The sequence below is a fragment of the Streptomyces sp. NBC_01013 genome, from assembly GCF_045162765.1.
Taxonomy (GTDB): Bacteria; Actinomycetota; Actinomycetes; order Streptomycetales; family Streptomycetaceae; genus Streptomyces.
Genome location: NZ_CP108687.1, coordinates 6459448 through 6484667 on the forward strand (window position 1 = coordinate 6459448; position 25220 = coordinate 6484667).

The window sequence follows — 25220 nt, forward strand, 5'->3', positions numbered from 1 at the left end:
CGGCCCGTGGGCACGACCTCGCCGGTGTGCGGGGCGGACTCCCTTGACCACGGCCGGACTCTGGCGCGTGCGCGGCGGCGCCCCGCTGCGCAGGGTCGGGCAACGGAGCATCCGCCCACCGCCGTGCGGGCAGGACCGGCCCCTCCCGCCCGCACGGCGGGGGCAACCGCCGACCGGCCGGGGCGCGTCCTCCTCACCATGATCCGAACCGCGACCCCCGCCGATCTCGATGCCATAGTCCGCCTGCACACCGAGGCCCGGGCCACGTACTACAGCGGACACCTCCCCGAGGAGGAGTACGCGGGCGAGGCCGAGGTCGGCCGCAGCCGGGACGGCTGGGCCCGCGCCATCGACCGGGAGGGTGCCACCGTGCTCTGCGCCGAACCGGACACCATCCTCGCCGGCGTCGCGGCCTACGCTCCGCGCGACGGCGTCATGCACCTCTCCCAGCTCCATGTGTCACCCGCCCACTGGCGCAGGGGAGTCGGGACCGCCCTGCACACCGCGTGCGTGGCCGGCTGGCAGCGGGACGGGGTGGCGGACGCCTTCCTGGAGGTGTTCGTCCACAACGTGCGCGCCCAGTCCTTCTATGCCGCGCACGGCTGGACGGCCGACCCGGACCACCCACGGGCGGGCAGCCATCTGGTACTGCGCCTCTCGGTGCCGGCCGCCGCGCAGCCGTAGCGGCGGCCCTGCGCTCCCGCGCCGGCGGAGGCCCGCCCCGAGACGCTGGGACCCGGGTTGGGTCCTGGGGCCCATGACGGAGGGCCCGCGGGTCCGTAGCCTGAGAAGCCGTCATTCTGCCTGCGGGCAGTGCTTGTTGGGGAGCGAAGCATGTCTGCGACAGGTGGCATATCCGCGTACGGAGGTGTAGGGCCCGCTCCCGGGGCGGAGGGCCGGGGGCTGCCGCGCGCCATGGGTGCGGCACGGCTGCTGGTGCACGTCCTCTTCGGCGCGACCCTGCTGGGCGGTGTGGGACTGCTCGGTTCCGCGCTCGCCGCCGACGCGCTGGATGGCGTCGTGGTCGGCCTGCTTCTGTACGGGGCCCTCCCCGGTGTCGTGGGCTGGCTGCTCTCGCGGCGGGTGTGGACCGGCGGCCGGGGCGTATGGGGCGGACTCGTCGCCGTACAGGTGTGGTTGATCGTCGGCGGCGCGGCGAATGCAGCCGACGGGTCGTTGCACGGCTTCACGCAGGTGTTCCTGCCGGTGCTGATCCTGGTGTTCCTGGCCCGGTCGGAGAGCCGTGAGTGGTTCCGGCGGCCGGTGCGCGACCGGGAGGACAAGCCGGACTTCTCGCTCCCTCACATGATCACGTGGCGCCGCGACCGGGGCCAGTCGGCCCTGGAGTACGTGGGGCTGGTCATGCTCGTCGCGGCCATCGTCGTGGCGTTGCTGCTGAGCGGTGTGGGCGGCCCGATGGCGGACCGCTTCCAGGCCGCGGTCTGCTCCGTCACGGGCACGTCCTGTCCTGCGACGGGCGACGGCAGCGGCACGGTGAACGCGGGAGACAGCGCGGGCGGCGCGGACACGGGTGGGGCCGACGAGGGCGCCACCGTGGTCGGCGGCGCTGACGGGGGCGGTGCCTCCGCCGGTACGGGAGGGGCCTCCGCCGGTACGGGCGGAGCCGGTGCGGCCGGCGGTGCGGGCGGTTCTGCCGCCGGTGGCGCGGGCGGCGCCGGCGCGGGGGGTGCCGACGGAACTACGGGTAGTACCGGTGGTGCCGGTGGTGCGGGGGGTGCCGACGGAAGTACGGGTAGTACCGGTGGCGCCGACGGAAACGCGGGCAGCTCGAACGGCGGGACCACGAGGGCGGCTCCCCCGGAGGGCCGGCCGGGTCGGACACCACCGGCGGGCCGGACACGGCGGGCGGCGCGGACTCGGCCGGAGGAGCCGACGCCACCGGCGGTACGGGCGGCCCCGACGGTCCCGGCAGCGACACCTACCCGGAGGACGCGGCCGAACCCGAGGCCGGGTACGACGACATCCCCGCGTCCGGGGAGGACGAGTCGGGGGACTCCGGCGACTCCGACGGCGGTGAGGACAAGGAGGACTGCGGCGGCTGGGGCTTCTTCGGCTGCGCCTGGGACCGGGGCACGCAGGTCGTCCAGGGCGTCTTCGTCGACGGCGTCTGGGGCGATGTGACCGGGGTCATCGACCTCTTCAAGCCCTCGACCTGGTCCGGCATCGCCGACTACGGCAAGCAGCTCGGCAGCCAGTGGATGGACGACTCGAAGGACGCCGCGAGCAAGTGGGGCAAGGGCGACTACCTCGGGGCGATCGGCGACTGGGGCAAGGCGTCGTTCAACACCGTGGTCAAGGTCGGCGACGACATGTTCGTCGGCGACGACGTGCGCGAGCGGTGGAACAACGGGCAGAAGACCCGCGCCGTCACCGACGTCGTGTGGAACGTCGGCTCCCTCTTCATCCCCGGGTACGACGTCGCGAAGGTGATCGGCAAGACCAGCAGGCTCGGCAAGATCGGGAAGATCGCCGCCGATGTGGCGGAGGCCGCCGAGGACGCGGGGGCGGCTTCGCGCCGGGCCCGCAAGGCCGCCGAGGCCGGGGACGTCGACGGCGCCCGCAGGGCCGCGAAGGAAGCCGACGAGGCCGCCGACAAGGCCGAGGACTCGGCCCGGAAGACCGGCTGCTCCCTCGCTTCCGGCCCCGTCAGGACCCGCTACGCAGGCACCGGCGTCGCCGGGGCCGGGACCGGGGTGCTCGCCGCAGGCCCGCCGGACCACGTGATCCTCGCCGACGACGGCTGCGACAAGGCGGCCGAGGCCAAGGCGAAGGAGGCCCGGGACCAGGAACGCGCCGCCTGGACGGACAAGAAGCGCGCCGAGGAGAAGGACCGTGCGGCCAAGGCGCTGGAGAAGAAGAAGCCGTGGCCGGACGCCGAGCGCAATGACACCTCCGACCCGCGGAACTACAACTCGCCCGACTGGGCCAAGGACCTGAAGGACCCGGAGCTCGGTTCGGCCGACGCGGGCGACGGGTTCTGGGGGAGCCGAGACCGCAACCCCAAACCCAACTGGAAGAACGAGTCCTGGCTGCGCTACCAGGAACAGATCACCGGCACCAAGCGCGGCAAGGAGTACATAGTCGCCAACCCCAAGGAGGGCAAGCCTCCGGTGGAGTACGACGGCTGGGACTCCGGCCGGCAGACGTTCCTGGAGGCGAAGAACGGTTACAAGAGCTACCTGTCGAAGGGCGACGGGGGAACGCTCACCCCGTCCGGCCGGGAGAAGTTCGTCAAGGAGGCGACGGAGCAGGTCAACGCCTCCGGAGGGCGTCCGGTCGAATGGCACTTCTCCGACCCGGACGTCGCCAAGGCGGCCCGCAAGGCCTTCCGTGACGAGGGTCTGCCGATCAAGGTCGTCTACAGCAAGCCGAACCCGGAGATGAGCACGAGGAAGCCGGGCGCCTTCGATTAGCCTGGGGCGCGCGCCGATCCGCGCGGGGCGCGGGCGGGACCTACGACGGCTCACGACGGTGGAGGCAGGACATGCGACGTGTGGTGCGGGGCTTCTGGGGACCCCGGAAGGAGTCGCCCCTGGCGCTCGCGGGACGCTGGAAGGCGATGCTGGACGCGCTGCCCGCACTGCTTCCGGAGGCCGGCGCCGCCCCGGCAGGGCAGCCGTGGACCTGGACCCAGCACCACGCGTCCGGCCGCCCCACGGAACTCCGGCCCGACGAGGCGCAGCTGGCAGCCGCGCTGCAGGCCGACCACGACTCCCCGCAGACCTCGGACGGGGCGGGGCTGAGCCTGGCGAGCACGGGCGGGCCGGGCTGGGAGATCAGCGTCTCCGGGCGGGCCGGCGGGGAGTCGGAGTACGTGACGCAGGCCGTCGTGCTGACCGTGCTCTCCCCGGATGACGCCGAGGTGCCCGAGGCCGCACTGCTCGCACTGATCGCGGACGTCTGGCAGCCGGACATCGGTGATGTGACCGACGACGACCTGCTCGACGCCCTGGAGGACGACGCCGGCTACGACTACACCCTCTCCCAGCTGTGCGTCGGACGGCTCGGCTACCTCTCCCCGGGCCGGGCTGCGCTGGCTCCTGACGGGGTGGGCGTGGCCCGCAAGGAGCTGCGGGGCGAGGGAGTGCTCCTCGACATCGCGCCCCCCGGCGACGCCGAGGCAGTCGTGGAGGCCTATGTGCGCCTGCGCGACGCCGGCGCGCTGGAACCCCTTCCCCGTCCGATGAACCGCACCTTCCTGTAGCGGGCGGCGCCTGCGCGTGCGACTGGGCTCGCACGAGCGGGGCCGCTCCTCGGCCGAGGGCGCCGCCGGGGAATGGCGGGCACCCCGATGTGCGTTCCCCCGTGAGCGGAGGGTCCCTCCGTGCTGCGGGAGCAGCCGCACGAGAGCCTGGAGAGAAGAAGAGTCATGCGCGTCGAGATCTGGAGCGACATCGCCTGCCCGTGGTGCTACATCGGCAAGGCCCGGTTCGAGAAGGGTCTGGCCGGGTTCGCCCACCGCGACGAGGTAGAGGTGGTGCACCGCTCCTTCGAGCTCGACCCCGGGCGCGCCAAGGGCGACACGGCGCAGGTCATCGACATGCTGGCGCAGAAGTACGGGCGCACCCGCGAGGAAGCACAGTCGATGGAGGCGAACGTCGCGGCCAACGCGCAGGCCGAAGGGCTCGGCTACCGCACCGAGGGCCGTGACCACGGCAGTACCTTCGACATCCACCGGCTGCTGCATCTGGCCAAGGCCCGCGGCCGTCAGGACGAGCTGCTGAGCCTGGCCTACCGCGCGAACTTCGCCGAAGAGCGTTCCGTCTACGACGACCAGGTGCTGGTCGAGCTGGCCGTCGAGGCCGGTCTCGACGAGGAAGAGGCGCGCGCGGTGCTCGCCGATCCGCAGGCGTACGCGGCCGAGGTGCGGGCCGATGAGCAGGAGGCATCCGAACTGGGCGCCAACGCGGTGCCGTTCTTCGTCCTCGACCGGCGCTACGGGATCTCCGGCGGCCAGCCCTCCGAGGTCTTCGCCCAGGCACTGGAGCAGGCGTGGAAGGACCGCCCGCTGACCGCGATCGGCGGGGACGCGGCGGCCTGTGACGCCGACGGGGCGTGCGAGGTTCCCCAGGCCGGAAGCAACGTCTGAGCCGCTCAGCTGCACACATAAGCATCGCTTGGGTATCCCCCTTAACTCCTGGTGATTGACTATGAGTTAAGGGGGCTTCAGGCTGGGCTCATGATGATCTCTTCGCTCAGTCGCGCGGTGGCCGCCGAGTTCGCGCCGGAGACCGCCTACCTCAACACGTCCTCCTGCGGTCTGCTGCCCCGCCGGACCGTCGACGCCGTGAAGTCGCTCGCCGAGGCGAACGCCACCGGCCGCAGGTCCGGTGCGGGCGACTTCGAGGCGGTGGACCGGGCCAGGGACGGTTTCGCGCGGCTCGCCGGTGTCGACGCCGGCCGGGTCGCGGTCGGCAGCTCCGTCGCCGTGCATGTGGGCCTGATCGCCTGTTCGCTGCCCGCCGGAGCCGAAGTTCTCGCCCCCGAAGGGGAGTTCAGCTCGGTCACCAGCCCGTTCGCGGTCCGCGGCGACCTCAGGATGCGGTACGTGCCGCTGGCGGACCTCGCCGACGCGGTGCACGCCGGTACCGCACTCGTCGCCCTCTCCTCCGTGCAGTCCGCCGACGGCCGGCTCGCCGACCTGGACGCGGTGCGCGCGGCGGCCGCCGCCCACGGCGCCCGTACGCTGCTGGACGCCACCCAGTCGGCGGGCTGGTTGCCGCTGGACGCGGGGGCGTACGACTACACGGTCACCGGCGGCTTCAAGTTCCTGCTGTGTCCTCGGGGTACGTCGTTCCTCACCGTCACCGAGGAGGCGCAGCGGTCGCTCCCGCCGGTCTTCGCGGGCTGGGTCGCCGCCGCGGACTCATGGAACAGCCTGTACGAACCGGTCGGGAAGCTCGCCCCGGACGCCCGTCGCTACGACGAACCGCCCGCGTTCCTTCCGTACCACGGGGCCGAGCACTCTCTCGCGCTGCTGAACGAGGTCGGCATCGACGCCCTCCACGCGCACGCCACCGGACTCGCGGCCCGGTTCCGGGAAGGGCTGGAAGGGCTGGGGCACAAGCCTGTTCCCGGCAGGACGGCCGTCGTCGGGGCGCCCGGACTCGGCGACCGGGCCTCGGAGCTGGAGCGCGCCGGGGTGATGGTCTCCAGCCGGGCCGGGAATCTTCGGGCGGCCTTCCACCTCTACAACACCGACGCCGACGTGGACCGTGCGCTGGATGTGCTCGGGGGCTGAGGCCGTCAGCGGTTCTCCGGGCAGTCCGACGACTCCCGGCAGAGGTTCTCCTCGACCCTGGCCAACAGCCGGGCCAGCTCCTCGCGCTCTCCCGCGTCCAGTCCCGCCAGGGTGTGCTCCTCCAGGTCCGTCCAGGCCCTTTCCACGTCGGAGAGCAGGGCGCAGCTGTTGTCGGTGGCCTCGACCAGGACGGCCCGGCGGTCGGCCGGGTCGGGGCTGCGGCGGACGTGCCCGGACTGCTCCAGGCGCTGGAGCATCTTGGTGACCGTGGAGGGGTCCAGGTCGACCGCCTTGATCACTTCGGACTGACGGACCGCACCGGCGTCCCAGAGGTACATCATCAGGAACTCCTGGCCGGGATAGAGACCCGCGCACTTGAGCAGTCTGCCCGCCGCGATCCGGTGCAGCCGCGCGACCCGTGACACGGCGTGGCTGACCGGACCGCCGCGGGCGGCGCTGGGGAGCTCGGTACAGGCGGGATCGGAGGTCATCGGGGGCTCCTCGGGTGGTGCGGGGGCGGCGGTGCGGCTGCCGGGCGCGGCGTCTCGGCAACTTTACCTTGGTCGGCCAAGTAATGGGCTACAGTGGCACACGTCGCAGATGCTTGGCCGGCCATATAGTTTTGGTTGGCCGACCACATATTCTTCCCAGGGGGCTCCCATGACCACCGCATTCGACGCGTTCGACCTGGCCGGCACACAGCTCGCCAACCGCATCGCGCTGGCGCCGATGACGCGCAGCCGGGCGGGCGGGGGAGGGGTGCCGACGGAGCTGACCGCCGAGTACTACGCCCAGCGCGCCTCGGCCGGGCTCGTCATCACCGAGGGCATCCAGCCGTCGGTCGTCGGCCAGGGCTACCCCGGCACCCCGGGGCTGCACAGCGACGAGCAGATCGCCGCCTGGCGCAAGGTGACCGATGCCGTGCACGACAAGGGCGGCACGATCTTCGCCCAGATCATGCACGCCGGCCGCATCGGCCACCCGGTCCTGCTGCCCGACGGACTGACCCCCGTCGGCGCCTCCGCTGTCGCGGCCACCGGACAGGTCTTCACCCATGTGGGCCCGAAGGACCTCGTCACCCCGCGGGAGCTGACCGACGCCGAGATCCGGGGGACGATCGCCGACTTCGCCACCGCGGCGCGGGCCGCGGTGGACGCCGGCTTCGACGGAGTGGAACTGCACGGCGCCAACGGATACCTGATCCACCAGTTCCTGGCGCCCAACTCCAATCTGCGCACCGACGAGTGGGGCGGATCGGTGGAGGGCCGGATCCGCTTCGCCCTGGAGACGGTGCGTGCCGTCGTCGCCGAGATAGGTGGCGACCGCACCGCGATCCGTCTCTCGCCCGGAAACCCGTACAACGACATCGACGAGCCCGCGCCGGAGCCCACGTACAGCGCGCTGGTGCAGGCGATCGAGCCCCTCGGGCTCGCCTATCTGCACCTCGTCGAGAGCGTGGCCGACGACCGGGCGCTGACCGAGTCCCTGCGCAAGCAGTTCAACGGGACCCTCGTGCTCAACCCGGCGAGCGAGGGCCCGACCGCACCCGGGGCGCTCGCCCTGATCGAGGAGGGCGTGGCCGACCTCATCGCCTACGGGGCGCTGTTCCTGGCCAACCCGGACCTGCCGGAGCGGCTGAGGGCGGGCGGGCCCTACAACACCCCGGACAGCGCCACCTTCTTCGGGGGCGACCACCGCGGCTACACGGACTACCCGGTGCTGGGGGCCTGACATCCGGCGACAGGGCGCCCGGGAGAGATGGTCTCCCGTGGCGCCCTGTCCTCGGACTCCGGCCCGCTGCCGCGCGGGCAGCCCGGACACCGGCGTGCGGCGGGCCCGCCCCCGGGGCGGACACCGCCGCTTCCTCCAGGGCGTGTTTCGAAAGTCCCGCCTGCTCGGCGACGCCTGGCACGCACGCTCGCCGCGTTGTCGGGGTCGCCTCGATACCCCCAGTACCGGGGCGACCCTCCGCCTTGCGATCGCACGCACCGGACGCCGCCGAGCCCGCCCTCCGGGCGGACGGCGCTACTTTCGAAACAGGCCCTAGCTTGATCTTTAACCTGTGCGGCGTGGACGTGGAGTCGTTGACTTTTTCGTTCGTCGCTTGGCGGAACCTGGTTTGCCGACTGTGTGCACGTCATAGCGGGCAGTGGGCTGGTCGTTCTTGCGGCCGGGTGGGCGTCCTGGACCGGGCCGGGCGGTTTTCGGTGCTCCGGCTGGGCAGGCGGCCTTCGTGCGGAGGTGCCGAAAGTCGCGGCGGACTCGGGCGGGGGTGAGTCTGTCGGGCGGGGCCGGCTTCTCCCACGGCCGTCGGAGGTCTGCCGCCAGTGGGCGTGCGAGCCGGAGCTGAGTGAACGCGGCGACGATCAGCCAGGTCCAGCGATCGGCGGCTTCGGGGCTGCGGATCTTCGGGCAGGTCCAGCCCAGGGTCTGTTTGAAGAGCCGGAAGGTGTGTTCGATGTCGAAGCGTCGCAGGAATGCCTGCCAGAGCAGGTCGACGTCGGCCGTTGTGGCGTCGGTGCCTGACCACCACAGCCAGACCGGCTTCGGTGTCGCGCCGCTGGGCAGGTGCTCGACCCGCAGCCGGATCACGGTGCCCTCGATGACCGGCAGGGCACCCAGCTCGGCGGTCCAGGCCGAGCGGTGGGTCAGTCTCGGGTGGAGCCGGTCCCAGGCCCGTGCGACGGCAGTGCCGTAAAGGCGTGTCGCAGTCACCGTCTGCGCGTCGGGGGCGCCCCAGGTGGCCGGGTCACCGAACACGAACTCGCCGCCGTGACGGGGCGGCCGCCCTCGGAGACGGGGCTCACGGGGTGGTACCGCGCGTCGAAGTACGCGGTCCGAGCGCATCCGGCCCAGCACCTGCACCGGCAGGTCCTTCAGCAGGAAGGCCAGACGTGGCACGTCGTATCCGGCGTCCACCACGATCAGGATCTCCGGGTCGCCGTCTTTCCACTGCCCGGCTGTGATGAGCCGTTCGATGAGCTCGCGCATCTGCCTGGCGGTGACGGTGGCAGCGTCGTCGCCCGGTGCCAGACGTAGTGCGTCCAGTGGTGCGGTCCAGGAACTGCGGCCCGTCTCAAGCGCGCAGATCACCGAGTACGGCCAGCCGGGAACTGGGATGTGCTGGTCCTTGCCCCGGCCGTAGGTATGGCACAGGATTCGCTGCGGTGAGGTGTGGGCGCTGGGCCGCAGCCAGCAGGTGAGGTCGGCGGCAAGGACGAGGCGGCCGTCCGACGCGCGCGGCAGCGGCATCGTGGCGAGGGCCCGTCGCAGCCGGGTGACATCGACCCGGCCTGCGGCCAGGGCGTCGTAGAGCCCGCCGTGTCCCCGCCGGTGTTCGCCGACCAATGACAGTTCCACCAGGGAACGGACCGGCCCGTCCGCGCACAACACCGCGTCCACGAGTTCGAACAGTCCATCCGCACGCCTGGTCAGACAGGAGTAGAACTCACCCCGGAAGCGTGACAGTCCCGCAATCGGATCCTGTCGGACGACGTGATGCGACAGACTCATCCCCACGGCCTTCGTGCTGAGCGTTGTGTGTTCCTTGGTCGGATCACATGCTCAGCCGAAGGCCGCCCGCATGTACCGCAGTTACCAGTCCGAGTGATCAAGTACGAGGACTCGTTCGGGCCCCGAGGTTAAAGATCAAGCTAGGCCTTCTTCAAGGTGAAGTCGGTGGTCACGGTTCCCTTCTTGACGACCTTGACGGTGGCCACGGTCGGGGCGTAACCGTCCTTGGCGACGATCACGGTGAGGGGGTTGTTGCGGGCGTCCAGCCAGAGCGCGTAGTGGCCGTCCTTGTCCGTGATCAGGGTGTACGAGGACGCCCATGAGTCGATCTGGACGGTCGCCCCCTTGAGGGGTGCCGTGGTGCCGGTGGCCGACTTGCCGAGCACCGTTCCGGTGATCTTGCCCCAGGTGTTCGGCGGGGCCACCGTCATGGTGACGGGGACCGGTGCCACCGGGTACGGAGTGGTGGCGGAGATGCCGACCTGGGCCGTGAACTCACCCGGCTGGGTGATCTCCTCGACCGAGGACTTCACCGTCACCGCGACCGAGATGCTGTCCCCCGGAGCGAGTTTGAACTCCGAGTGGTCCAGCGACAGCCAGCTGACGTCCGAACCGCCGGTCTGGTCGTAGCCGGCCAGCAGTTCGACGGCGGTGGCGGGGGTGCTGGGAGCATTGGCGCCACCGACCTTGTAGAAGCCCGGGGCGCCGCCCCCGCGGTAGGTCGCCACGTCCGCGTTGGGCAGGGACGACCAGGACCCGGCTTCCGGGTCGTAGGCGTAACCCGCGTTGGTGAGAGCGCCACCACTGACACCGGACGAGATCAGCAGCAGACCGTTGGCCGCCGTGGAGGACGACGCCCACTGGGTCTTGGGCATGTCCGGCAGGGCCGACCAGGAGTCGGCGGCCGGATCGTAGACGTATGCGGACTTCAGCTCGCCCGCGCTGGTGGTACCGCCGGAGCAGTACAGCAGCCCGCCGATGGCGCCGCACGACTCCCAGGCGACGCTCTGCGGGTAGCTTGCCGCGGTGGACCACGAGTTGGCGGACGGGTCGTAGACCGTCACCGATGTGGAGCCGCAGGCGGTGGTGCAGCCGCCGACGGAGTAGAGCTTGCCGTTCAGGACCGCGGAGCCGGAGCCCGCCAGCGGAGCCGGCGAGGAGGCACCGGTCGTCCAGGTGTTGGAGGCGGGGTCGTAGATCTCCAGCTTGGCGTCCGGGGCCCCACTGGCTCCCCAGCCGCCGGCGATGTACAGCTTCCCGTTGATGAAGCCGCGGGCCGGAGCCTCCCTGGTGTCGGCCGCGTCGGCCAGCTTCGTCCAGCCTTCCGCCGCGTCGTAGGAGTACAGCGACCTGGTGTCGTCCGTACCGTCGAAGCCGAACGCCGAGTAGATCTTGCCGTTGTCGGCGGCGACCGCGTTGTCCATGACGGCTTCGGGCAGATCGGCCACGGTCTGCCAGGCGTCCCCACCCTCGGCCGGAGCGACCGCCGGACCGGCCGACTTGCCGGCCTGGCTCTTCGCCGACAGAGGTGAGTAGTCCCCCTTCGTGCGGATCAGCGGGGCACCCGAGGCGGCGGGCGTGAAGGCGCCGGCCTTCTCGGCCAGCTTGACCGTGGTGTCCGCACCACCGGTGTTCTTGATCGTGACGGTCCTGGTCGCCGAACCGCCCCAAGCCACCGGGGCGTCGACCGCGGCGGGGGTGACCTTGAGGCGCCCGGCCTTGAGGGAGAAGTTCTTGGTCACGGTCGAGTCGGCGGCGAGGGTGACGGCCTTGGAGGCGCTGGTGTACTTCGGCTTCGCAGCGGTCACGGTCTGCTTGCCGACCGGTGCGAAGGCCCAGTAGAAGCCGTCGCCGAGTGCCGCGTCGGCCGGGGTGGCGACCGAGGTCGTGCTCACGGCGCCGTCGCCGGTGCCGTCGAGCGTGCTCCCCGCGATGCCGTCACCCGTGTTGGCGTCGGTGACCTGCCCGACCACCAGACCGCCGGGGACGGCCGACAGACTGCGGGAGCCGACGAACACGTCGTCGACCTGCCACCACCAGCTGAACTTGCCGGTGAAGTGGAACCGCACCCGGACGTCGGACTTGCCCGCGTAGTCGGTGAGCGCAAGGGTGACCTTGGATCCGGTGACGGCGGTGGTGTGCGAGGAGACCGTGGACCAGGTGGTGCCACCGTCCGAGCTCACCTCGACGTCGGCCTTCTGACCGGAGTACGGCTTGTAGCTGGTCCGGTAGCTCAGCTCGGGCAGCTCCGTGCCCGAGAAGTCGTAGGACGGGCTGGTCAGCGTGGAGTTCTGGACCTTCCCGCTGCCGGCCTTGTCGCTGTCCACGATGGCGAAGGCGCCCTTGCCGCCGGTGGTGTTCTTCCGGCCGCCCGGGTCGTCGAACTGCCAGCCTCCCGTGGTGCCTTCGGCGTTGACGACGCTCCAGCCCTCGGGCGCGGAGGTGGTCGAGTCGAAGGGCTCGGTGGTGCCCGTGTCCGCCACCGTGTATCCGGCTGCGGTGCCCGCCCAGGCGTCCACCGGCAGGCTCACGTTGGCGGAGACCGCCGAGTCGCCCACGGTGATGTCCTTGGTGACGCTGCGGTAACCCGGGTAGTTGCTGGTGACCTTCAGGGTGTACGACGTGTCGGACGGGAGGTCTACCGAGTAGGTGCCGGTGCTCGGGTCGGTCTCGACGGGTGCGCCGGGCATCCCGTCGACGGTGACCGCTGCGTAGAGCGGCCAGCCGTGGCCGGAACCGTCGGTGATCTTGCCCGAGACCGTCCGGGTCTCGACCGGGGCGAGCGCGAGGCTCTTGGCCACCGATCCGCCGTCTGTGATCTCGACGCCGGGGAAGGTGGCCGTCCGGTAGCCGTAGGCGGTGACCTTCACGTCGTAGGTGCCGGGCGGCAGGGTCAGCGAATAGGTGCCGTCCGCCTCGGACGTGGCCTGGGAGTCACCCGCGGTGATCTCCGCATCCGCGACCGGGTCACCGGTGGCGCTGCTGGTGACGGAGCCGCTCAGCACGCCGTGCGGACCGTTACGGAACGCCTGCACGCCGTTGGGCGTGCCGAGCCCGGTCGGACCGTCGTATCCCGTACCCGCGGTGCACAGCCTGGCCGGGGTGCAGGTGCCGTTGCCGCCGTCCACGACGTCGTTCAGGCCGCTGCCGCCGGCCGCGTACGGGTACGCGGCCGGGTAGGAGCCCGCCGACGGGGTGCCGGCCGCCGCGTACACACCGGCGATGATCGGTGAGGAGGCGCTGGTGCCGCCGTAGACGGCCCAGCCGTCCCCGCCGTAGGTCTGGTAGACCGAGACACCGGTCAACGGGTCGGCGACCGCGGCGACGTCGGAGACCGCGCGCTTGTCGCAGTCGGTGCTGACGCTCGCCTGCCAGGCGGGCTTGTCCTCGTAGAGCGAGCAGCCCGAGCCAGGGCCGCCGTAGCTGTTGAACCAGACCGATTCGGACCAGCCGCGCGTGGTGGAGGAGTCCTGCTCCAGGGCTGTGCCGCCCACGGAGGTCACGTACTGCGAGGCTGCGGGGTACGAGACGCCGTAGGCGCTGTCGCCCGAGGAGGCGACCACAGCGACACCCGGGTGGTTGTAGTGGGCGTCGAATTCGGTGGTCTCCGCCGGGTCCTCACCACTGCCCGGGTCGCTGGAGTAGCCGGTGCCGTACGAGTTGGAGACGTACTTGGCGCCCTGCGCGACCGCTTGGTCGACCGAGGCGCCCATGTCCTCGAAGCTGGCGGAGTCGGCTTCCACCAGGACGATCTTCGCGTACGGCGCGGCGGCCGAGACCATGTCCAGGTCGAGCGAGATCTCACCGGCCCAGCCGCTGTTGGCCGCCGGGTAGTCGGTGCCGCCGCGCTGGTCGACCTTCTTGAAGCAGCCGTTGTCCGTGGTGCAGGCGGGCAGCCCGTACTGCGCCCGGTAGACGGCGAGGTCCTCCTCGGCGGTCGGGTCGTCGTAGGCATCGACGATGGCGATCGTCCGGCCCGCCCCACCATCGGCCGGCAGGTTGTACGCGCCCTGGAGCGCGGTGGCGCCCCATCCGCTCGGGGTGGCGGCGTCGGGCTGGACGCCCTCCTTGGCGGTCACGTCGGTGCGGCGCAGCGCGAAGCAGCGGACCTCACCCGGCCCGGGTTCGGCACAGGACGCCTCGACGGACGGTTTGGTGTGCACGTCAGCGTTCGCAGAAGCCGCCGCGGTCGCCGCCGGGGCGGTGAGTCCCAGTAAGGCCATGGCTGAGGCGCTGGCGAGGGCGGTCAGCCCAGTCCAGGCCGATCTTCCGCGTCTGGCAGCCGGTCTGGATATGCCGGTGACAGTCAATTGCGTGTCTCCCATGTGATGCACGGGTCGACCACACGCTTTACAGGTCGACGGCGAATTACTTTCGCCGTCCACCACTTAGTCGGTATTCGAGAGGCATATGTCAATGACGCTGTCGTTAAGGATTTATTTCCCTGCGGCCTGAAGGGGGCATTTTCCGGCGAACCGAGAGAAAAGGAATCCCGGTCGCGTTCAGTGGTCTAGGCAACCGGCTGCTCGCCTCCGGTCTCCCTGCGTCGAGGCCGGCTGGGGCGTCGTACGCCTTTCACGCCATTTGGGATGGATTCACCACATGGTGAGGAACGAAAACCCTCGTGGTGGGCGGCCGTGCGCCGCTTGCGGATGAGCGGTGCGTGGCCGGAGGGGGTCCGGAAGCGGCCAGGGCGCCGAGTCCAATTCCAGCCACTTGAGTAGGTCCGTTGATTTCGCCGGTCAGGCGAGACGGCCGCGACCGGCACTTTCGCCGAAGGTGGATGCAAGGAGGCGATCGGTTTTGGACATGATCTGTGCAAGTTGCACGAAAGTGGAGAGTTTCTGCTTGGAAGGTTTATTGGAATAGCGGACTCCGGTCTGATGCTTCGGCGGGGCGATGCGTCGGCCCATGGGAATCTGCTAAACAATAGGGGGTGCGGAGAGGTTTATCCGCGGTGATTCGGTGAAAATACCGGCAGCGCCCGAAGGGTAAACCTGCGCAGTGGCTTCCCGGTCAGCGGGAGCGGGCGCCCGGGTGTTGCGGGGGCTAGGTGCCTGGTAGGCCCGCTGTGCCGGATTTTCCCCACCGTTGCCGCGGCGGCCTGTCCGGGCGTGGGCGTGGGGCCCCCACACCGCTTACAGGTCTAGACCGCATCGGTGAGCGCTCGGGCCTCGAACGGTCCGGCCGCGGACATCGGGAAGTCCGGGGTCCCCTGGTCCGGGCCCCGCGCACCCGGAGGGGTGTGGGGCGATGAGGTGAGCGGAGCCGACGGGCGGCCCGAGCCGCCCCTGAGGGCTGTCCGCAGTTCCTGGGCCCGCCAGGAACTGCGGACAGCCCTCAGGCCGAGTCCCGCCGGACGAGCTCGGTGGGCAGTATCACCGCGGCCGGGTCCTCCCCGCCGATCTGGGCCAGCAGCACCCGTACCATCTCGGTGCTGATCCGGTCCCACGGCTGACGGATCGTCGTCAGTGCGGGCCGGGAGGCGAGCGCCGCGGGGGAGTCGTCGAAGCCGCCCACCGCGACATCCTGCGGCACCCTGCGCCCGGCCCTCTCCAGCGCCACGAGCACACCCTGCGCCATCAGGTCCGAGGCGACGAACACCGCGTCCAGGTCCGGCGCGCGCTTCAGCAGCAGAGCGGCGGCCGTCTCGCCGCCCGCCCGGCTGTAGTCGCCCGGCACGATCAGCGCGTCGTCGGCGGGCAGCCCGCAGTCGGCGAGCATCTCGCGGTAGCCGGCCAGCCGCTCCACACCGCCCGGGGTGTCCAGCGGGCCGCTGACCGTACCGATCCGGCGGCGCCCCGACTCGTACAGGAAACGCACCATGTCCCGGGCGCCGTCGCGGTCGTCGGCCGCCACATAGCTGACCTTCGAGCCCTGCCCGAGCGGCTTCCCGCAGGCGACCAGGGGGACCCCGGCCTCGTGCAGCTGGGCGGCGACCGGGTCGCCCGAGTGGCTGGAGACCAGCAGGACCCCGTCCACGTGGCCGGCGATGTACCGCATGTTCCGGCGGCGCTCCGCCTCCGTACCCGCGATCATCAGCAGCAGCGGGATGTCGTGCGCGGCGAGCGCGCTGGTGCAGCCGCGCAACAGCACATTGAAGTTCGGGTCCTCGAAGAACCGCTCCTGTGGCTCGGTGAGCAGGAACGCCACCGAGTCGGAGCGGCCCGTGATCAGCGACCTGGCGTGCCGGTTCACCGTGTAACCGGTCTTGCGGATGGCGGAGTTGACCGCGTCCAGTGCGGCCGGGCTGACGTTGTGACCGCCGTTCAGCACCCGGGAGACCGTGCCGCGCGAGACTCCTGCCTCGCGTGCCACGTCATGGATCGTCGGCGGCCGGCGGCGTCCCGTACCGGTCTGTTCTGTGCGGCTCATGGTGCGTGATCTCTCATCAAGTAGCTTCCTGGCGGGGCCCGTCAGGACTTTACGGCCCCGGAGAGCAGGTCGAGGCTCCAGAAACGCTGGATGACCAGGAACAGGGCGATCAGGGGAACGATCGCCAGCAGCGCTCCCGTGATCACCAGCGTATAGAGGGCCGGGGTGGTGGAGCCCTGCTGGAGCAGGGTGAACAGCCCCAGCGTGACCGGGAACTTCTCGTCGTCGCCGAGCATGATGTAGGGCAGCAGGAAGTTGTTCCAGATCGCGACGAACTGGAAGAGGAAGACGGTCACCAGACCCGGCAGCATCATCGGCAGCGCGATGGTCCCAAAGATCCGCCACTCGCCACCGCCGTCCATCCGGCCCGCCTCGATCACATCGCCGGGCACGGCGGCGGCCGCGTAGATCCGGGCGAGGTACACCCCGTACGGCGAGAGGATCACCGGCAGCATCACCGACAGGTAGGAGTCGGTCAGGTCGGCCTTCGCCATCAGCAGGTACTGCGGCACGGCGAGGATCACCGGCGGCATCAGCACCCCGGCCAGCAGGATGTTGAAGATGCTCTCCCTGCCGCGGAAGCGGTATACCGCCAGCGCGTATCCGGAGACCGCGGAGACGCCCGTGGACAACAGCGCACCCACACCGGCGTAGAGGGCCGAGTTGGCCATCCACTTCCAGTACACGCCGTCCCGGTAAGCCGAGAGGTCGGCGACGTTGTCCGCGAAGCCGGAGCCGGGCAGGAAGGTGAAGGTGGAGAACAGCTCGCTGCCGGACTTGGTCGAGGCGACCAGGATCCAGGCGACGGGCAGCAGGCAGTAGAGCGCGCCGATCAGCAGGGCGGCGGTGGGCACGAGGGCGAACCGGCGCGGGGCTGCGGGCAGCTGCTTCAGGTGCGGCGTGGTCACGGGGATTCTCCCTGCTTCGTACGGGAGTTGGCTGCCTTGAGGAAGCCGAAGGACAGGGCCAGGGTGACGACGGCGATGATGACCGCCTGGGCGGCCGCCGTGTAGATGTCGTTGTTGACGAAGGCGTCCTGGTAGACCTTCATCAACGGACTCCAGGTGGTGGAGAGGGAGTTGGTGAGCGGCTTCAGCGTCGTCGGCTCGTTGAAGACCTGCAGCGTCGCGATGATCGAGAAGAAGAAGGTGAGCACCAGTGACGGCGCCACCATCGGGATCTTGATCCGGAGCGCGATCTGCCACTGCGAGCAGCCGTCGAGGCGGGCCGCCTCGAAGATCTCGGCGGGGATGGCCCGCAGCGAGGTGTAGATCACGATCATGTTGAAGCCGGTGCCGCCCCAGACGGCGATGTTGGCCAGGGCGAGGTAGAGCGGTCCGCCGTCGAGCAGATCCGGCTGCGGCAACCCCGCCTTGTCCAGCAGGAAGTAGAACGGGCTGACGTCGGGCAGGTAGAGGAAGCCCCACATCAGGGCGGCGACGACGCCCGGGATCGCGTACGGGAGGAAGATCGCCAGCCGGGTGAAACCGCGCACCCGGAGCCGTTCGGTGTCCAGGAGCAGGGCGAAGAGCAGGGCCAGGCCGAGCATCACCGGGACGACGATCGCGCCGTAGCCGAGGATGCGCAGCGCCCCGTGGAGCAGTTCCGAGTCGGAGAGCGCGTCGGTGTAGTTGGCGAACCCGGCCCAGATCTCCTGACGGGCGCCCTTGCCGAGGCCGAGGCCACTGACCTCGGTCCGGCGGAAGCTGAGATAGAGCGCGTAACCGATGGGCAGGGCGAAGAAGAGCAGGAACAGCACGGTGGCGGGGATCAGGAAGGCGTACGGGGCGCTCTTGACCCCGTACGGCTTCCGGCGGCGTGCGCGTGTCACTCGGAGACTCCGAAGCCCTGCTTCTTCAGGTCGGCGACGGTGGCGTCCTGCATCGCGGTGAGGGCCGGCGTGAAGTCCGACTTGTTCTTGGCGGCCTTGGCGAAGTTGTCCTTGAACGCCGTGTACGCGACGTTCACGTTCGGGCCCCAGGCGGCCGGGGCGGTGCCCTTGGCGATCTTCGCGGCCTCGGTGTAGAACTCCGGCTGGTTGGAGAAGTAGGCCGGCGGCTCGGCGAGGGCGCCCCCGGTCTGGGCGGCCGTGGCGGCGGGGTAGATGCCGCTCTCCTTGACCAGTGCGGCGAGCGCGGTGGGGTCGGTGTTCAGCCACTTCGCGAAGGTGGCCGCGGCCCCCTTGTGCTTCGAGTCGTTGGTGACGGCGGTGGAGGACCCGCCCCAGCTGCCGGTGACGCTTTCGCCGGACTTCCACTGGGGGAGCGGGGCCATGGCCCACTTGCCCGCGGTGTCGGGCGCCGCGGTGGTCAGGGTGCCGGGAGCCCAGACCGCGCTGACCCACGCGATCTGCTTGCCCGTGTTGAGCGCCTTGTTCCAGGCCGGGGTGTACATCGGCTGGTTGTCGATGGCGCCCTCCTTGACCAGTCCGCCCCAGAAGCTCGCGACCTTCTGGGTGGCCGGGTCGTCGATCGCGACCTTCCACTTGTCGCCGGAGGTGGTCCACCACTGGGCGCCGGCCTGCTGGGCGAGGCCCGAGAAGAGGCCGGAGTCGTTGGAGGAGAAGGTGGTGAGGTCCTTGTCCGGCGCCTTCTTCTTCAGCGCCCGGGCGGTCTCGGCGAACTCGTCCCAGGTGGTGGGCACGGACAGCCCGTACTGCTTGAACAGGTCCTGGCGGTAGTAGAACATCAGCGGGCCGGAGTCCTGCGGCAGCGCGTACAGGGCGTCCGAGCCCAGCGTCGCCTGCTGCCAGACGCCGTCGGCGAACTCGCCCTTGGCGTCGCCCGCCTCCTTGGATATGTCGGCCAGCACATCGTTGGAGACCAGGGTGGGGAGCGCCTGGTACTCCGCCTGCACCAGGTCGGGGGCCTTGTGCGCCTTCGCCGCGGTGATGATCTTGGTGACCAGGTCGTCGCCCGACGCCTGCTTCTTCACCGTGACCGTGATCCCGGCCTTCTTGCCCTCGCCCTTGTTCCAGATGTCCGCGACCTTGTCCAGGCCGGGGGCCCAGGCCCAGTAGGTGAGCGAGGCGGGGCCGGAGGCGGCCGGGCCGTCACCGCTGTTGTCGTCGTCCGACGAGCCGCAGCCCGTGAGCAGTGCGGTGGCGGCGAGCACGGCGGCCGTGGACGCCGCGACGATGCGGTACTTCATGGATGTCTCCCCTGACGAGAAGCGAGGGTGCAGCGCTGATGTGCGCTGTGAGCGTTCACAGTAGAGAAACGAAACCGACACTTGTCAATGGTTGTTGCTGTGCGGTTATGTTGGCTCTGCGCCACCGAGAGTGTGTGTGCACGTTCCCAGAAGTTGTACCAAAGAGCCCAGGAGACGCCCATGCCGCACACCCCTCGCGCGACTGCCCCGCAGGGTCTGCACCAGCTGGCCTTCGGCGGCGACTACAACCCCGAGCAGTGGCCCGAGGAGGTCTGGCACGAGGACGTGCGCCTCATGCGGGAGGCCGGCGTCACCATGGTCAGCGTCGGGATCTTCTCCTGGGTGCTGCTGGAGCCCGAGCCGGGCCGTCACGACTTCGGCTGGCTCGACCGGCTCCTGGACCTGCTGCACGTCAACGGCATTCGCGCCGACCTCGGCACCCCCACCGTCGCTCCGCCCGCCTGGTTCTACCGTCAGCACCCCGAGGCCCTGCCGGTCAGCAGGGACGGCGTCCGGTACGCCTTCGGATCACGCGGCGCCATCTGCCACAGCAACCCCGACTACCGGGCCGCCGCGGCCGGCATCACCGAACAGCTCGCCCGCCGGTACGGCAGCCACCCGGCCCTCGCCCTGTGGCACGTCCACAACGAGTACGGTGTGCCGGTCAGCGCCTGCTACTGCGACAACTGCGCCGCCCATTTCCGCCGCTGGCTGGCCGGGCGCCACGGGAGCGTCCAGGCCGTCAACGAGGCCTGGGGCACCGCCTTCTGGGGCCAGCGTTACCGCGGTCTCGACGAGATCGACCCGCCACGCACCACCCCCACCGTCGGCAACCCGGCCCAGCAGCTCGACTACGCCCGCTTCGCCGACACCACCATGCGTGAGAACTTCTGCGCGGAGCGCGACATCCTGCACCGGCTCGCCCCCGGCATCCCCGTCACCACCAACTTCATGACCGCGCTCAGCCAGTGCGACTCGGTGGACTACTGGGCCTGGGGACGGGAGGTCGACCTCGTCACCAACGACCACTACCTGATCACCGACGGCCGCCGCACCCACGTCAACCTCGCCATGGCTGCCGACCTCACCCGCTCGGTCGCGGGCGGCGCCCCCTGGCTGCTCCTGGAGCACTCCGCCGGAGGCGTCAACTGGCAGCCCCGCAACCCCGCCAAGCGCCCGGGCGAGATGGCCCGCAACAGCCTCGCCCATGTCGCCCGCGGCTCCGACGGCGCGATGTTCTTCCAGTGGCGGCAGTCCTTGCGGGGCGCGGAGAAGTTCCACTCGGCGATGCTCCCGCACGCCGGCACGGACTCCCGGATCTGGCGCGAGGTCTCCCGGCTGGGAGCCGACCTCGGCCTGCTGAACGAGATCCGCACCACCCGGACCGTCGCCGACGTCGCCATGGTCTGGGACTGGCAGTCCTGGTGGGCGCAGTCCCTGGAGTGGCGCCCGAGCCAGGACCACGACGCCCGTGAGCGCGCCGACACCTTCTACGCCTCGCTCTTCGACCGGCACCTCACCGTCGACTTCGCCCACCCCGACGCCGACCTGTCCGGCTACCCCCTGGTCGTCGTCCCGGCCCTCTACCTAGCGACCGAGGAGACGGGCCGCAACCTCCGCCGCTACGTGGAGGGCGGCGGCACACTCGTCGTCTCGTACTTCTCCGGCATCGTCGACGCCGACGACGCCGTGCACCCCGGGCCGTACCCGGGCGCACTCAGGGACGTACTGGGGCTGACGGTCGAGGAGTTCTCTCCGCTCGCCGAGGGAGGCACCGTCCGCCTGATCACCCCCGAGGGCGCACCCGAGGGCCCCGAGCTGACCGGTGACCTCTGGTCGGACGTGGTGATCCCGCGCGGCGCCGAGACCATGTGGTCCTACGCCGACGGCATCCCGGCGGGCCGGCCCGCCGTCACCCGCAACCGCCTCGGTGAGGGCACCGCCTGGTACGTCTCCACCCGGCTGACCGGCGCCGACCTGGACGCCGTGCTCGACCGGGCCTGCGAGGACGCCCGCATCGCACCCCGCACCGGCCTCCCGTACGACGTCGAGGCCGTCACCCGCACCGGCGACAGCGGCACGTACCTCTTCGTCATCAACCACACCGGGGGTGAGGCCAAGGTGCCGCTCGACGCCCCCGGCACCGAACTCCTCACCGGAGAACCGGCCACGGGCCACCTCGCCGTCCCGGCGGGTTCCGTCCGTGTGGTCCGCCTCGACGGCTGAGGACGCACGACCCCGCTTCCCCCTGCACTTCCCGCGCAACGGTCGAAGGGACATCGACGATGTACGGAACGACGCACGGCAAGAAGAGAGCGGCGGTGCTGGCAGCCTCGCTCTCGGGCCTCCTGCTGGCCGCACTCCCCGCACTCCCCGCCCACGCGGCCAGAGCCGCCGCCGCCCCCGCCAACACCGGTTTCGAGTCCGGCAGCACCGGCTGGTCGACCTACTCGGCCGGCGGCCAGAACGCCGCGTCCTTCACCGAGGCGGGCGGCCACAGCGGTGGCACCCGGCTCAGCCACTGGTCGGCCTCCGCCTACAAGGTCGAGACGTACCAGTACCTCACCGGCCTCACCAACGGCACCTACACCCTGAGCGCCTGGGTCAGGTCGGGCGGCGGCCAGAACTCCGCCTACATCGCCCTGCGCAACTGCGGCAGCGCCGAACAGCGCACCGATCTGCCGCCCACCGCGAACGGCGCCTGGATCCGTCTCGTCACCTCGGTGAAGGTCACCGGCGGCTCCTGCACGATCAGCCTGAACTCGGACGCCCACGCGGGGGAGTGGGCCAACTTCGACGACATCGCCTTCACCCCGGGCGCCACCGGGCTCACCGTGAAGGGCGGTGACCTCTCCACCCTGCCGAAGAACGAGGCGCACGGCGCCGTCTACCGCAGTGCGAGCGGCACCGCCGGCGATGCGATGGGCCTCCTGAAGTCCGCCGGGATGAACTACGTCCGCCTCAAGGTCTGGGTGAACCCGGCCGACGGCTACAACGACAAGGCGCATGTCCTGGCCATGGCCAAACGCGCCAAGGGCCTCGGGATGAAGACCCTCATCGACTTCCACTACTCCGATGCCTGGGCGGACCCGGGCAAGCAGAACAAGCCCGCCGCCTGGGCCGGCCACGGCTACGCCCAGCTGAAGAGGGACGTCTACGACCACACGTACGACGTGCTCAACGCGCTGAAGGCACAGGGCACCACCGCCGACATGGTCCAGATAGGCAACGAGACCAACGCCGGAATGCTCTGGCCCGAAGGGTCGACCGACGACTGGCCCCAGCTCGCCGGACTGCTCACCTCCGGCGCGAACGCGGCGAAGGCCGTCTCCTCCGGTACGAGGGTGGCGCTGCACCTGGCCAAGGGCGGCGACAACGCCGGCACCCGCTGGTGGTTCGACAACGCCGTGGCGCACGGCGTGCCCTTCGACGTCATCGCGCTCTCGTACTACGGGTACTGGCACGGACCGCTCAACGACCTCCAGACCAACCTCGACGACGCCGCCTCCCGGTACGGAAAGCCGGTGATGATCGCCGAGACGGCCTACGCCCACACCCTGGCCGACGCCGACGGCCTGGAGAACAACATCGCCACCGCGGACCAGCTCGTCAGCGGCTACCCGGCCACCCCGGCAGGTCAGGCGGCCAACCTCCGCGACGTGATGAACGTCGTCGAGGCCGTCCCCGGCGGCCGGGGCCTCGGCGCCGTGTACTGGGAGCCGGCCTGGACCGCCGTCAACGGCAGCGGCTGGGACCCGGCCGACCCCGCCTCCGGCAACGCCTGGGAGAACCAGGCGCTGTTCGGATACGACACGAAGCTGCTCCCGGCGGCGTCCTGGTTCTCCCACCGGTAGTCGTCCGGGACTACGGCTGCGGGGTCTCCTCCAACGGGGCCCCGTGCCACTTCCACGACGTCACGCGCTCGCGGCCCGGCAGATCCGCGCGGCCGGTGGACCAGAGCAGGACGGTCCACCGGTCCTCGTCGGCCGGGGCGTCGGGGAAGAGCCGGGCCAGCACTCGGTCGCACAGGTCCCGGGGCGGGGACCAGGAGAGCGACAGACCGGCAGCGACGTCGTGCGTGTGCACGAGGGTCTCCACGATGCCCATCGCGGCGAAGCCCTCCGGGTCGGAGACTCCGTAGGAGTGGAAGGAGCGGACACCGGGTGAGGCCGTCCGCACCATCGCGGCCAGGAGGGCGCCGCTCGCCTCCAGGGTCTGGAGCAGCCCGGCGATTCCCGCCTCCGGGTCCGCGAAGATCGCGTTCCAGGGGCCGCCCTCGCGTTCGGGAGCCCAGCGATAGGGCACATCGTTCTCCAACGAGGGCTTGCGCGGGCCGAGTTGAACGGCGTAGGCGAAGAGGTCGTCGCTCAGGTGCTCCACGGTCTCCCAGCAGTCCCAGGTGAGCGTCCCCGCGGGGATGTGCCAGTCCTCGGCCGGTGACTCCGTGAGCGTGTCCACGGCCAGCCGTACCGCGGCCGTCACATCGTCCGCGGTGACCGGCATCCTCGTCCCGGTCAGCCGCGCCCGCTCGCGCGCACTGCACTCCACGCAGAACTCGTTGCCCTCCGGATCCGCGAGGGTCGCCCAGCCCCGCCCATTGGGTTTGCGGTGGTCGGCGACCAGGGTGGCGCCGAGTGCGAGCAGCCGCTCGACCTCCTCGTCGCGGGTGCGGTCGTCCGGCTGGATGTCGAAGTGGATGCGGTTCTTGACGCTCTTGGGCTCGGGCACGGTGATGAACAGCAGGGCGGCGCCGGGGCTCTCGACCAGCGCCTCGGGGTCGCCGGGGAAGTCGTCGTCGGCGAGGGAAACACCCAGCACCTCGGCCCAGAACGTGGCGAGTTCGTAGGCGTCTGCGCAGTCGACGGTGACGTGGTGTACGTGTGAAGTCATGTGGTCACTGTCTCCGCTGACCCGCCCGCAGGTCCAACGAGTTGAGACGTCGGGGCGCAGCCGCGTCGATCCGGAACCCGTTGCGCACCTGCTCGAAACGGGTCCGCCGTCGATCGCGTACTCAAGTGCCGTCAGCCCTGCCCGAGATCGGCCGGGAGCCGGCCCGCGGCCCGTGGCTCGGTCATTCCCTCTCCTCCCGGCTGTACAGCCGTCGCTTCCTCCCCTCCTTCGCCGGTCCCCAGTAGTCGGCATATTCCTTGTCGTCGACCATGCCGGAAACCCGGAAGATACCGACGCCCCGACTGGGATCATTCACTTCGAGAGAGCGTTGACTGCCCTTTTTGTCAAGGTAATCCACCTTCAGGTGGTATTCGACGTACTCTTTGCCCCGGAGTTTCGACTCCACCGCCATGACGAAACCCTCTCCCGCCTTGAGGACCTGTGACTGACGGGTGAAGTAGGGCTTTCCGTTCTGGGTGAACCGGGGGTACCGGTTGTCCAGGTTCAGCTGGACCGGGACGGTGTCCGACGCGATGCCGCCCAGGGGCTCGATCATCGTGGTGTCGATCGCGTCGGAGCGGCGCGTGACCACGGGGACGATGTCCACCACCCGGACCGGGGAGGCCGATACATTGGTGACGGCGACCTTGTACGCGGTTGTGCTGATCGAGGTGGCCTTGATCTTCCGGAGCAGGCGGTCCCAGGCCTCCGGCGACGTCGCTCCATGGATCAGCATGGCTTTGTCCGCGGCACTGGTCACGCGCTGCTCCGAAACCAGGAACGAGCCGCCCTCTTCCGGTATGACCACCACTTTGACCGGTACCGCAGGCTCCGTGTGCGGTGCTGCCGAAGCCGCAGGCTTCCTATCGTCCGACAGCACGTCGGCGACGATGCCCTGAATCGATGAGCCCAGGCCGGTGATGAAGCTCACGATCACGGCGGATACGCCGGCCAGGACCGATGCGGCGATCACCGTGCGTGCTGAATTCCGGTCGGCCTCCGGCCTTCCCTCGGCTCGACGCCGTTCGGA

The 25220-nt window shown here is 70.4% G+C and carries 19 protein-coding genes; 9 read left to right on the forward strand and 10 right to left on the reverse strand.

All coding sequences use genetic code 11. The annotated features are described in order from the left end of the window. The first annotated feature begins 198 nt into the window (after window positions 1-198). From OG538_RS28140 to OG538_RS28165, 6 genes are all read left to right on the forward strand, one after another. Complete coding sequence (locus OG538_RS28140; RefSeq protein WP_406098203.1) at window positions 199-684, forward strand: GNAT family N-acetyltransferase; 486 nt, start codon at window positions 199-201, stop codon at window positions 682-684. A gap of 150 nt (window positions 685-834) precedes the next feature. Beyond that, entirely contained in the window at window positions 835-2142 is a 1308-nt protein-coding gene (locus OG538_RS28145; protein ID WP_406098205.1) for a hypothetical protein, read from the forward strand. Continuing rightward, entirely contained in the window at window positions 2139-3434 is a 1296-nt protein-coding gene (locus OG538_RS28150) for a Tox-REase-5 domain-containing protein (protein WP_406098207.1), read from the forward strand. The genes OG538_RS28145 and OG538_RS28150 overlap by 4 nt, the downstream gene beginning before the upstream one ends. Window positions 3435-3505: 71 nt before the next feature. Further along, the gene (locus OG538_RS28155; protein WP_406098209.1) at window positions 3506-4225 is read left to right on the forward strand and encodes a hypothetical protein; all 720 of its coding nucleotides are present in this window, start codon (window positions 3506-3508) and stop codon (window positions 4223-4225) included. Between the two features lie 165 nt (window positions 4226-4390). Beyond that, a complete protein-coding gene (locus OG538_RS28160) occupies window positions 4391-5110 on the forward strand; it encodes a DsbA family oxidoreductase (RefSeq protein ID WP_406098211.1) in 720 nt (239 codons plus the stop codon). A 90-nt stretch (window positions 5111-5200) separates the two neighbouring features. After that, entirely contained in the window at window positions 5201-6262 is a 1062-nt protein-coding gene (locus OG538_RS28165; RefSeq protein ID WP_406098213.1) for an aminotransferase class V-fold PLP-dependent enzyme, read from the forward strand. A 5-nt stretch (window positions 6263-6267) separates the two neighbouring features. Here the strand turns inward: OG538_RS28165 and OG538_RS28170 are convergent, their stop codons facing one another. Next, on the reverse strand, window positions 6268-6753 hold the full coding sequence (locus OG538_RS28170) for a MarR family winged helix-turn-helix transcriptional regulator (RefSeq protein ID WP_406098215.1): 486 nt from the start codon (window positions 6751-6753) through the stop codon (window positions 6268-6270). Between the two features lie 169 nt (window positions 6754-6922). On the opposite strand from OG538_RS28170, the gene OG538_RS28175 reads away from it, so the two are divergent. Continuing rightward, window positions 6923-7993, forward strand: coding sequence for an alkene reductase (locus OG538_RS28175; protein WP_406098217.1), 1071 nt, complete (start codon window positions 6923-6925; stop codon window positions 7991-7993). Window positions 7994-8317: 324 nt separating this feature from the next. On the opposite strand, the gene OG538_RS28180 is transcribed toward OG538_RS28175, so the two are convergent. From OG538_RS28180 to OG538_RS28210, 7 genes are all read right to left on the reverse strand, one after another. Further along, a complete protein-coding gene (locus tag OG538_RS28180; protein ID WP_406093517.1) occupies window positions 8318-9775 on the reverse strand; it encodes an NF041680 family putative transposase in 1458 nt (485 codons plus the stop codon). 140 nt (window positions 9776-9915) lie between these two features. Then, on the reverse strand, window positions 9916-13998 hold the full coding sequence (locus OG538_RS28185) for a carboxypeptidase regulatory-like domain-containing protein (protein ID WP_406098218.1): 4083 nt from the start codon (window positions 13996-13998) through the stop codon (window positions 9916-9918). Between the two features lie 519 nt (window positions 13999-14517). Then, the gene (locus OG538_RS28190) at window positions 14518-14688 is read right to left on the reverse strand and encodes a hypothetical protein (protein ID WP_406098220.1); all 171 of its coding nucleotides are present in this window, start codon (window positions 14686-14688) and stop codon (window positions 14518-14520) included. A gap of 427 nt (window positions 14689-15115) precedes the next feature. After that, window positions 15116-16150: a LacI family DNA-binding transcriptional regulator gene (locus OG538_RS28195; RefSeq protein WP_406098222.1), complete on the reverse strand. Its 1035-nt coding sequence runs from the start codon at window positions 16148-16150 to the stop codon at window positions 15116-15118. Between the two features lie 41 nt (window positions 16151-16191). Continuing rightward, window positions 16192-17058, reverse strand: coding sequence for a carbohydrate ABC transporter permease (locus tag OG538_RS28200; RefSeq protein WP_406098224.1), 867 nt, complete (start codon window positions 17056-17058; stop codon window positions 16192-16194). Next, window positions 17055-17981, reverse strand: a complete 927-nt coding sequence (locus OG538_RS28205; protein ID WP_406098226.1) for a carbohydrate ABC transporter permease — start codon at window positions 17979-17981, stop codon at window positions 17055-17057. Before OG538_RS28205 ends, OG538_RS28200 begins: the two co-directional genes overlap by 4 nt. Then, window positions 17978-19300: an extracellular solute-binding protein gene (locus OG538_RS28210; protein WP_406098228.1), complete on the reverse strand. Its 1323-nt coding sequence runs from the start codon at window positions 19298-19300 to the stop codon at window positions 17978-17980. Before OG538_RS28210 ends, OG538_RS28205 begins: the two co-directional genes overlap by 4 nt. A gap of 180 nt (window positions 19301-19480) precedes the next feature. Here OG538_RS28210 and OG538_RS28215 point away from each other — a divergent pair, with 180 nt between their 5' ends. After that, window positions 19481-21526 (forward strand): beta-galactosidase, encoded by a 2046-nt coding sequence (locus OG538_RS28215; RefSeq protein WP_406098230.1) that lies wholly within the window; start codon window positions 19481-19483, stop codon window positions 21524-21526. A gap of 59 nt (window positions 21527-21585) precedes the next feature. Further along, window positions 21586-23154 (forward strand): arabinogalactan endo-beta-1,4-galactanase, encoded by a 1569-nt coding sequence (locus tag OG538_RS28220; protein WP_406098232.1) that lies wholly within the window; start codon window positions 21586-21588, stop codon window positions 23152-23154. A 10-nt stretch (window positions 23155-23164) separates the two neighbouring features. On the opposite strand, the gene OG538_RS28225 is transcribed toward OG538_RS28220, so the two are convergent. Both OG538_RS28225 and OG538_RS28230 read right to left on the reverse strand, forming a co-directional pair. Further along, window positions 23165-24190, reverse strand: a complete 1026-nt coding sequence (locus OG538_RS28225; protein ID WP_406098234.1) for a VOC family protein — start codon at window positions 24188-24190, stop codon at window positions 23165-23167. 181 nt (window positions 24191-24371) lie between these two features. After that, window positions 24372-25163 carry a hypothetical protein gene (locus tag OG538_RS28230; RefSeq protein ID WP_406098235.1) on the reverse strand — a complete coding sequence of 264 codons (792 nt, stop codon included), beginning with the start codon at window positions 25161-25163 and terminating at the stop codon, window positions 24372-24374. Between the last annotated feature and the right edge of the window lie 57 nt (window positions 25164-25220).

Coding starts and splice junctions, on each gene's coding strand:
- OG538_RS28175 (WP_406098217.1), top strand. CDS start 6,923: ATGACCACCGCATTCGACGCGTTCGACCTGGCCGGCACACAGCTCGCC.
- OG538_RS28160 (WP_406098211.1), top strand. CDS start 4,391: ATGCGCGTCGAGATCTGGAGCGACATCGCCTGCCCGTGGTGCTACATC.
- OG538_RS28190 (WP_406098220.1), bottom strand. CDS start 14,688: ATGGGCCGACGCATCGCCCCGCCGAAGCATCAGACCGGAGTCCGCTAT.
- OG538_RS28225 (WP_406098234.1), bottom strand. CDS start 24,190: ATGACTTCACACGTACACCACGTCACCGTCGACTGCGCAGACGCCTAC.
- OG538_RS28170 (WP_406098215.1), bottom strand. CDS start 6,753: ATGACCTCCGATCCCGCCTGTACCGAGCTCCCCAGCGCCGCCCGCGGC.
- OG538_RS28140 (WP_406098203.1), top strand. CDS start 199: ATGATCCGAACCGCGACCCCCGCCGATCTCGATGCCATAGTCCGCCTG.
- OG538_RS28155 (WP_406098209.1), top strand. CDS start 3,506: ATGCGACGTGTGGTGCGGGGCTTCTGGGGACCCCGGAAGGAGTCGCCC.
- OG538_RS28165 (WP_406098213.1), top strand. CDS start 5,201: ATGATGATCTCTTCGCTCAGTCGCGCGGTGGCCGCCGAGTTCGCGCCG.
- OG538_RS28185 (WP_406098218.1), bottom strand. CDS start 13,998: ATGGCCTTACTGGGACTCACCGCCCCGGCGGCGACCGCGGCGGCTTCT.
- OG538_RS28210 (WP_406098228.1), bottom strand. CDS start 19,300: ATGAAGTACCGCATCGTCGCGGCGTCCACGGCCGCCGTGCTCGCCGCC.
- OG538_RS28180 (WP_406093517.1), bottom strand. CDS start 9,775: ATGAGTCTGTCGCATCACGTCGTCCGACAGGATCCGATTGCGGGACTG.
- OG538_RS28215 (WP_406098230.1), top strand. CDS start 19,481: ATGCCGCACACCCCTCGCGCGACTGCCCCGCAGGGTCTGCACCAGCTG.
- OG538_RS28145 (WP_406098205.1), top strand. CDS start 835: ATGTCTGCGACAGGTGGCATATCCGCGTACGGAGGTGTAGGGCCCGCT.
- OG538_RS28195 (WP_406098222.1), bottom strand. CDS start 16,150: ATGAGCCGCACAGAACAGACCGGTACGGGACGCCGCCGGCCGCCGACG.
- OG538_RS28220 (WP_406098232.1), top strand. CDS start 21,586: ATGTACGGAACGACGCACGGCAAGAAGAGAGCGGCGGTGCTGGCAGCC.